Source organism: Acinetobacter sp. DMC2, assembly GCF_056314305.1.
Genome location: NZ_JBQUYP010000005.1, coordinates 186,030 through 193,845 on the forward strand (window position 1 = coordinate 186,030; position 7,816 = coordinate 193,845).

Genomic DNA, 7,816 nt, shown 5'->3' on the forward strand with positions numbered 1-7,816 from the left:
GATTCACCTCATCTTTAGGACTGCGATTTTTTCCTTTATCGCTCTTTAATACCGATTAAAAAATAATGCTTCACCAATAAAAAAGCCCCCAAGTGGAGGCCTTTTTATTAATTAAAGACGATTATTTAGAGCCTTTAATCCCTGCTTGTAGCAACAACGCGCCTAAACCACCAATTTTTTGTTCTTGAGGTTTCTCTTGCTTGGCGCGCTGAGGACGTTCAGCTTGATCTTTACGTGGTTGAGGACGTTTACCTTGCGGTTTACGTTCAAAACGTTGTTCTGTATTTTGTTCACGGCGTGGTGGACGTTGAGCTTTTACAGGTGCAGAACCTTCAGCACGCATACTTAAGTTCACGCGGTTACGTTCAACATCAACCTGCATAACACGTACTTGTACAATCTGGCCCGGTTTTACAACTTTATGTGGATCAGATACAAATTCATTTGCAAGTTCAGAAATATGAACTAAACCATCCTGATGCACACCAATATCAACAAAGGCACCAAAGTTTGTGACATTCGTAATCACACCTTCAAGTTGCATACCTTCTGTCAATTGACTAACTTCAGTAATATCTTCACGGAATTTAGCAGTACGGAACTCTGGACGTGGGTCACGACCTGGTTTTTCAAGTTCAGCTAAAACATCTTGAATTGTTGGTAAACCAAATTTGTCATCAACAAATTCATCAGCTTTTACTTGGCGAATGATTTCAGTATTACCGATGATGTCTTTAACAGTTGTTGCTTTTGCTGCAACAATTTTCTCAACAAGACCATAACTTTCAGGGTGAACTGAAGAAGCATCTAACGGTTCAGAACCATTTTGAATACGTAAGAAACCAGCTGCCTGTTCAAAAGTACGTTCACCTAAACGCGGTACGCTTTTCAACGCTTGGCGGTTGTCAAAACGGCCATGCTCTTTGCGGTATTCAACAATCTGTTGAGCAATTGCTTTGTTTAAACCAGCAATATAAGCCAAGATTGCTGGTGAAGCAGTATTTACATCAACACCTACAGCATTCACACAGTCTTCTACCACTGCATCAAGGGTTTTTGCCAAACCAGTCTGGTTCACATCGTGTTGGTATTGACCCACACCAATTGACTTCGGATCAATCTTAACAAGTTCAGCAAGTGGATCTTGTAAACGGCGAGCAATAGAAACTGCACCACGAATTGAAACGTCAAGCTCTGGAAGTTCTGCCGACGCAAGTTCACTTGCAGAGTAAACAGATGCACCCGCTTCACTTACAGTGATTCGTGTTAAATTCAGATCAGTATTCGCAGCCATCATTTCAGCAACAACAGCTTCTGTTTCACGGCTAGCTGTACCATTACCAATTGCAATGAGCTCTACATTATATTCACGGCATAGTCGTGCAAGTTCAGCAATTGAGCCTTCTTTATCTTCTTTAGGTGCAAATGGATAAATCGTGCTGTGAGCAAGTACATCACCTGCATCGCTGATCACTGCCAGTTTAACGCCAGTACGAATACCAGGATCAACACCCAAAGTCGTACGGCTGCCTGCTGGCGCTGACAATAATAAATGACGAAGATTTTCAGCAAATACCTGCATTGCTTCTGCTTCAGCAGTAAGACGTTTTTCAGTTAGCAATGAATGCTCGATTTGAGGACGAATCTTGCCTAACCAGAATAATTTTGCAGTTTGCTTTAAGAAATCCTGACGTGCTTGAGGTTGAATTTGCTCAAGGTTGTATTCAGTTTCAATACGTGCCAATGGCGCATCATCTTCACCATCTACTTTCAAACCCAATACGTTTTCTTGACGACCACGTAACATCGCTAATAAACGATGTGAAGGTAATTTGTTTAAACCTTCAGAGAATTCAAAGTAATCACGGAATTTTTTACCAACTTCTTTCTTTTCTTCAGATGCAACTGCACTTTTTAAAACCGCAGTTTTTGCAAAAGTTGTTTTTAATTCTGTAGTAAGTGAAATATTTTGTGCCCAGTCATCAATCAGAATATGCTGAATCGCATCTAACTGACTCTCAACATCTGGGTAGTCTTCATGACTAAAACCAGCCAATGCTTCTGTCGGGTCAACTTGTTCTGCAATAATTTTTTCAGCAATTGGTCCTAAACCTGCTTCTTTTGCTTTAAAAGATTTACTTGTACGCTTAGGGCGATACGGTGCATAAATTTCTTCTAAAGCATTTTTTGTTTCGGCTGCATTCACCCGCGCCAATAAGTCATCACTCAATTTATTCTGTTCTTGCAATGACTGAATAACCTTTTCACGGCGCTCATATAAATCACGTAAATACGCTAAACGAGTATCTAATTGGCGTAACTGCGTATCATCTAAACCTTGTGTTACTTCTTTACGGTAACGGGCAATAAATGGAACACTGGCACCTTCATCAATTAAGCGGATGGCAGCTTCTACTTGGTTTGGACGTACGGCAAGCTCACTTGCCAACTGCTGAACTAAGTCAGTCATCGTGTTTGATCCCACAAGGATAAAGTTTAAAAGCACTGATTATAAAGACCAAGCCCATAAAATCCACACTTGTTTGCGTATTCAAAACGTTTTTTTGTATTGACTCTGAATATTTATACTTTTTACGACTACTAGAGCACATAAAAACAGGAGTTCAACTATGAAAAAGTTGAGACTGAGCTCTGTCTTTTAATCTTTAAAAAATATAAACGTAGGACTTATGTCATGAATCTGACAAAATTTTATTATAATTTATGAGAAAATGAACATATTGGTACACTCTTCAAAAGATAAAAATAGAGAGATTCAACAAGGTTTTATTGGTCTAAATTTTTATCGAACCCAACTATCTGCTTATTTCGACAATTAAAAAAACAAAAGGAATAAGTCAGCTCATCTAAAATAACTTATTTGAAACAATTAGTTATTAATATTTAATTATTAAAAAATTATCAAAGATTTAACTATTTGTTTTTTTAGATCAGTCTTTGCTAAATTATGAGCTTAAGATGTTGTTTTTTGGTTTCAAACTACCTTGAAAATTGTAATTTTGAGCAAATTGATACATAGTCTTAACAAGAACATCAGCATTATACTGAGGGCTTGTTGGCAATAAGCCTCACCGACCCAATAATATATAAATTATGACTTTAAAGGGAGTACATCATGAGTTTAGTTGTACCTGCTGAACATCCTGAAACCGTACACAACGAAACGGATCGTGTCGAACGTATTTTAGTGGTCGATGACGATGTGCGTTTACGTACCCTCTTGCAACGTTTTTTGGAAGATAAAGGCTTTGTTGTAAAAACTGCCCACGATGCTTCGCAAATGGACCGTCTATTACAACGTGAGTTATTTTCACTTATCGTACTCGACTTTATGTTGCCAGTTGAAGATGGTTTGAGTATTTGTCGTCGTTTACGCCAATCAAATATTGATACACCAATCATCATGCTAACAGCGCGCGGTAGCGATTCAGATCGTATTGCAGGTCTTGAAGCTGGTGCAGACGATTACTTGCCAAAGCCATTTAATCCAAATGAACTTTTAGCCCGTATCCGTGCTGTATTGCGCCGCCAAGTTCGTGAAGTTCCTGGTGCTCCAAGCCAACAAGTTGAAGTTGTAAGCTTTGGTCCATGGTCTCTAGACTTGTCTACTCGCACACTGACACGCGAAGGGCAAATCGTTACCTTAACGACTGGTGAATTTGCAGTATTAAAAGCATTAGTACAACACCCACGTGAACCATTAACGCGCGACAAACTCATGAATTTAGCTCGTGGTCGTGAATGGGGTGCAATGGAACGTTCAATTGACGTTCAAGTCTCTCGCCTACGTCGTTTAATTGAAGATAATCCTGCACGTGCACGTTATATTCAAACGGTATGGGGCGTGGGTTATGTATTTGTTCCAGATGGTGCGGAATAAGTTTGAGATAAGATAGAGTGAGTTTAGATCCAATCGCGCCACAAAACTTTACTGATTACGCTACCTACTCAGAACGGAAACGAACTCGGTGGGAACGTTTTCTCGACAAAATTAAGCCACGCTCTGCTGCCATGCGTACCACTATTCTGGTACTTCTGGTGGTGTTTTTTAGCTTATTTATGTCGTTATGGTTCTTTTGGCGCACTCTTTACTTACCTGAAATTCAACAACACGCGCGTTATCTTGCAGTTGAACTCGAGCTCGTCAACAATCCGGATATACGAATTTTTCATCGTGAAAATGAAGTCGATGTTGATGAGTGGTTACGTAATCGTGTTGGAATTGAATACATTACCAATCCCAAAGAATATCCAAGTGTCCGCGATAAAGTAATTGCTGAGTTTTTTACTAATCAAATCGAACAAAAACTGGCAAATGAGATTGGGGCTAAGGATGTTACGGTTTACTTCCAGTTTAAACCTAGCCCACGTATTTGGATTCAAACACCTGAAATGCATGGAAACTGGGTTCGTGAACCTTTAAAAACCTATGCAAACTACAGTCCTGAGCTATTAATTGGTTGGGTCGTTGGTGTTCCTCTACTATCAGCTATCATTATTTTGATTCTAGTAAGACAAATGAACCGCCCTTTGCGTCGTTTGCAAAATGCTGCCAATGAATATAGTAAATCAGGAACAGCACCTTACCTAGATACCAATCATGGTCCATTAGAAATTCGACAGGTGAACCAAGCCTTTAACCGCATGGTCTATACGCTTGATCAAACCGAGCGCGAACGACGTATTATGTTGGCTGGTATCTCACATGATTTGCGAACTCCCTTAACGCGCATTCGTTTAACAGCAGAAATGCTACCTGATGAGTTCTTACGCGAAGGTCTGGTCTATGACGTAGATGATATGGACGCAATTCTTAATCAGTTCATTTCGTATATGCGCGATGGTTCAGATGAAGAGTTGAAAGACACCAATATCAATATGCTTTTGCAAGAACTTGTTGTGCAATTTAAGCCCCTTGATATTCAATTCGAGATGCAGGATGTGCCCATTATTCCGGCACGTAGCCTTTCTTTAAAACGGCTTATTGCGAACCTGATTAATAATGCAAAGCGCTATGGTGCTGAACCTATAGATCTAAGTGCAAAAGTTGAAAATGAAAATATTTTAATTACTGTTGCCGATCATGGTGAAGGTATTCCACCAGATCAAATTGAAGAATTAATGCAGCCCTTTGTCCGTGGAGACGCCGCAAGAACGATCCAAGGGAGTGGACTTGGATTGGCTATTGTCAAACGTATTGTCGATATTCATCATGGTGAAATTCAAATTCACAATCGTGAACAAGGCGGTTTAGAAGTTATTATTTCTTTACCGATCCCAAAACCAGTCCCTGAAGAAAATAGCTCGATCAATCCATTAGAAAAAATAAAACAAACTTTGAGTGAGCGCTTTTAATTTAACCAGTTGGTTATTAAAAGCCTCATTTTAAAGGCAAATAAAAGCAATAAAAATCAAACAAATAAAAACCATAAATATAATTTATACCACCATTTATTTACAAAATTAGACCTTAGCCTAACACCTATGCACTTTTCAATTTTTCATAGCTAAAATCCCGTATGTTTTGACAATTCTGAGGATGTCCAATGTCTTTAAGTCGTATTCGCCTAGCTTCTCTTCATGACAAGGTCATCAGTGCTGAACAAGCTGCGCAATTCATCGAAGATGGAATGACCGTAGGTATGAGTGGTTTTACTCGTGCTGGTGAAGCTAAAGCTGTTCCACAAGCACTTGTAGAACTTGCAAAGAAAAATCCGTTAAAAATCACGTTAATTACGGGTGCCAGCTTAGGTAACGACTTAGACAAACAACTCACGGAAGCAGGTGTTTTATCTCGTCGTATGCCATTCCAAGTGGACAACACTTTACGTCGTGCCATTAACAATGGCGAAGTTATGTTTATTGATCAACATTTGTCTGAAACTGTTGAACAAATGCGTAACCAACAGCTTAAACGTCCTGATGTTGCGGTAATTGAAGCAATTGCAATTACTGAAGATGGTGGCATTATTCCAACAACTTCTGTAGGTAACTCTGCAAGTTTCGCTATTTTTGCCGAGAAAGTTATTGTTGAAATCAACACATCTTTAAGCGAAAGCTTTGAAGGTTTGCACGATATCTACATCCCAACTTATCGCCCAACACGTACTCCAATTCCATTAACAAAAGTGGATGAGCGTATTGGTACATCAGCAATCCAAATTGATCCTGCAAAAATTGTCGGTATTGTATTTAACGATACTCACGATTCACCATCAACGGTAACTCCGCCAGATGATGAAACACAAGGCATTGCAAACCACCTGATTGCTTTCTTTAATAAAGAAGTTGCTGAAGGTCGCTTACCAAAAAATCTTGGTCCATTACAAGCGGGTATCGGTTCTATTGCCAACGCTGTATTAACAGGTTTAAAAGATTCTGACTTTGAAGACCTCATCATGTACTCAGAAGTATTACAAGACTGTACTTTTGAACTCATTGATGCAGGCAAAATGAAATTTGCTTCTGGTAGCTCAATTACACTTTCTGCAAAATGTGGTGAGAAAGTTTTTGGCAATATCGAAGCTTACAAAGACAAATTAGTACTTCGCCCACAAGAAATTTCTAACCATCCTGAATTGGTACGTCGTTTAGGTATTATCGGCATTAACACTGCGCTTGAGTTTGATATTTACGGTAACGTGAACTCAACTCACGTGTGTGGTACTAAAATGATGAACGGTATTGGTGGTTCAGGTGACTTCGCTCGTAATGCCCACTTGGCAATCTTTGTGACCAAATCAATTGCTAAAGGCGGCGATATCTCTTCTATTGTGCCAATGGTGAGCCATGTTGACCATAGTGAACACGACGTTGATATTTTAGTTACAGAGCAAGGTTTAGCAGACTTACGTGGTTTAGCACCTCGTGAGCGTGCTCGCGCTGTTATCGACAATTGTGTACACCCACTTTACCGTGGTGCATTAAACGACTACTTTGATCGTGCATGTGCTAAAGGTGGGCATACTCCTCACTTACTTCGTGAAGCATTGTCTTGGCATGCAAACTTCGAAGAAACAGGTCAAATGCTTCAAGCAGAACCAGTTGCGAAATCAGCTTAAATCATTGGTTGAATTAAAGCACTCCTAAGGGGGTGCTTTTTTATTTGTGTAAATTATTAATAAACTCTGCTCAAGCCTGAATTTTTATTTTATCTTTTGAGTACATCAAAACAAAAAGTAGAAATCCATATGTTTATTATTCGTCAATTTACAAATGCGGATCTGGATGATGTCGTTATTTTATGGGAAAGCTGCGGTCTGACTCGACCTTGGAATAATCCTGAAACCGATATTTTTAGAAAAGTCTCACAACAAGATGATTTATTTCTAGTTGCGATTAAAGATGAGCAACTGATTGGCACGCTTATGGGCGGCTATGACGGTCATAGAGGCTGGATTAACTATTTAGCTGTTCATCCCCACCAACAACGCTTAGGAATTGCTACAGCGCTCGTTCAGCAGCTTGAAAAGCGCTTAATTGCCCGCGGCTGTCCAAAACTACAATTACTCGTCCGTAAAGACAATTTAAATGTACTAAATTTTTATGAACAACTCGGCTATGACGAAGTAGAAGCGATATGTTTAGGAAAACGTCTAATTAATGATAGTTCACATGATTAGAGGCTTATTTATTATCATTTTGGCATAACAAAGAAAATAAACTGAGTTTGGGGATAAGTAAGCGTGCTTGTGGATAAATCTCATTTTACCCACAACTAAACAAATAATGCTTTAGATAAAATCACAAGCATGAAAAAAGCCTCATACGTTATGTATGAGGCTTTTTCGAATAT

At 39.2% G+C, this 7,816-nt stretch carries 6 protein-coding genes; 5 read left to right on the forward strand and 1 reads right to left on the reverse strand.

The annotated features are described in order from the left end of the window. Positions 1-121 precede the first annotated feature (121 nt). Positions 122-2,470 (reverse strand): Tex family protein, encoded by a 2,349-nt coding sequence (locus ACT53H_RS12200; protein ID WP_476009293.1) that lies wholly within the window; start codon positions 2,468-2,470, stop codon positions 122-124. 666 nt (positions 2,471-3,136) lie between these two features. Here ACT53H_RS12200 and ompR point away from each other — a divergent pair. The 5 genes from ompR to ACT53H_RS12225 all read left to right on the forward strand — a co-directional run bounded on the left by ompR (position 3,137) and on the right by ACT53H_RS12225 (position 7,643). After that, positions 3,137-3,901, forward strand: a complete 765-nt coding sequence (gene ompR / locus ACT53H_RS12205) for an osmolarity response regulator transcription factor OmpR (protein WP_000060753.1) — start codon at positions 3,137-3,139, stop codon at positions 3,899-3,901. A gap of 17 nt (positions 3,902-3,918) precedes the next feature. Further along, on the forward strand, positions 3,919-5,376 hold the full coding sequence (locus ACT53H_RS12210) for an ATP-binding protein (protein WP_151963830.1): 1,458 nt from the start codon (positions 3,919-3,921) through the stop codon (positions 5,374-5,376). Between the two features lie 27 nt (positions 5,377-5,403). Continuing rightward, positions 5,404-5,532: a hypothetical protein gene (locus ACT53H_RS12215; protein ID WP_476009381.1), complete on the forward strand. Its 129-nt coding sequence runs from the start codon at positions 5,404-5,406 to the stop codon at positions 5,530-5,532. 35 nt (positions 5,533-5,567) lie between these two features. After that, the gene (locus ACT53H_RS12220) at positions 5,568-7,082 is read left to right on the forward strand and encodes an acetyl-CoA hydrolase/transferase family protein (RefSeq protein ID WP_151963829.1); all 1,515 of its coding nucleotides are present in this window, start codon (positions 5,568-5,570) and stop codon (positions 7,080-7,082) included. 129 nt (positions 7,083-7,211) lie between these two features. Continuing rightward, on the forward strand, positions 7,212-7,643 hold the full coding sequence (locus ACT53H_RS12225; protein ID WP_151963828.1) for a GNAT family acetyltransferase: 432 nt from the start codon (positions 7,212-7,214) through the stop codon (positions 7,641-7,643). Positions 7,644-7,816: the final 173 nt, after the last annotated feature.

What these genes read in the sequence shown, in the direction of transcription:
- ACT53H_RS12200 (WP_476009293.1), bottom strand. Translation starts at nt 2,470, where the DNA reads ATGACTGACTTAGTTCAGCAGTTGGCAAGTGAGCTTGCCGTACGTCCA.
- ACT53H_RS12220 (WP_151963829.1), top strand. Translation starts at nt 5,568, where the DNA reads ATGTCTTTAAGTCGTATTCGCCTAGCTTCTCTTCATGACAAGGTCATC.
- ACT53H_RS12225 (WP_151963828.1), top strand. Translation starts at nt 7,212, where the DNA reads ATGTTTATTATTCGTCAATTTACAAATGCGGATCTGGATGATGTCGTT.
- ompR (WP_000060753.1), top strand. Translation starts at nt 3,137, where the DNA reads ATGAGTTTAGTTGTACCTGCTGAACATCCTGAAACCGTACACAACGAA.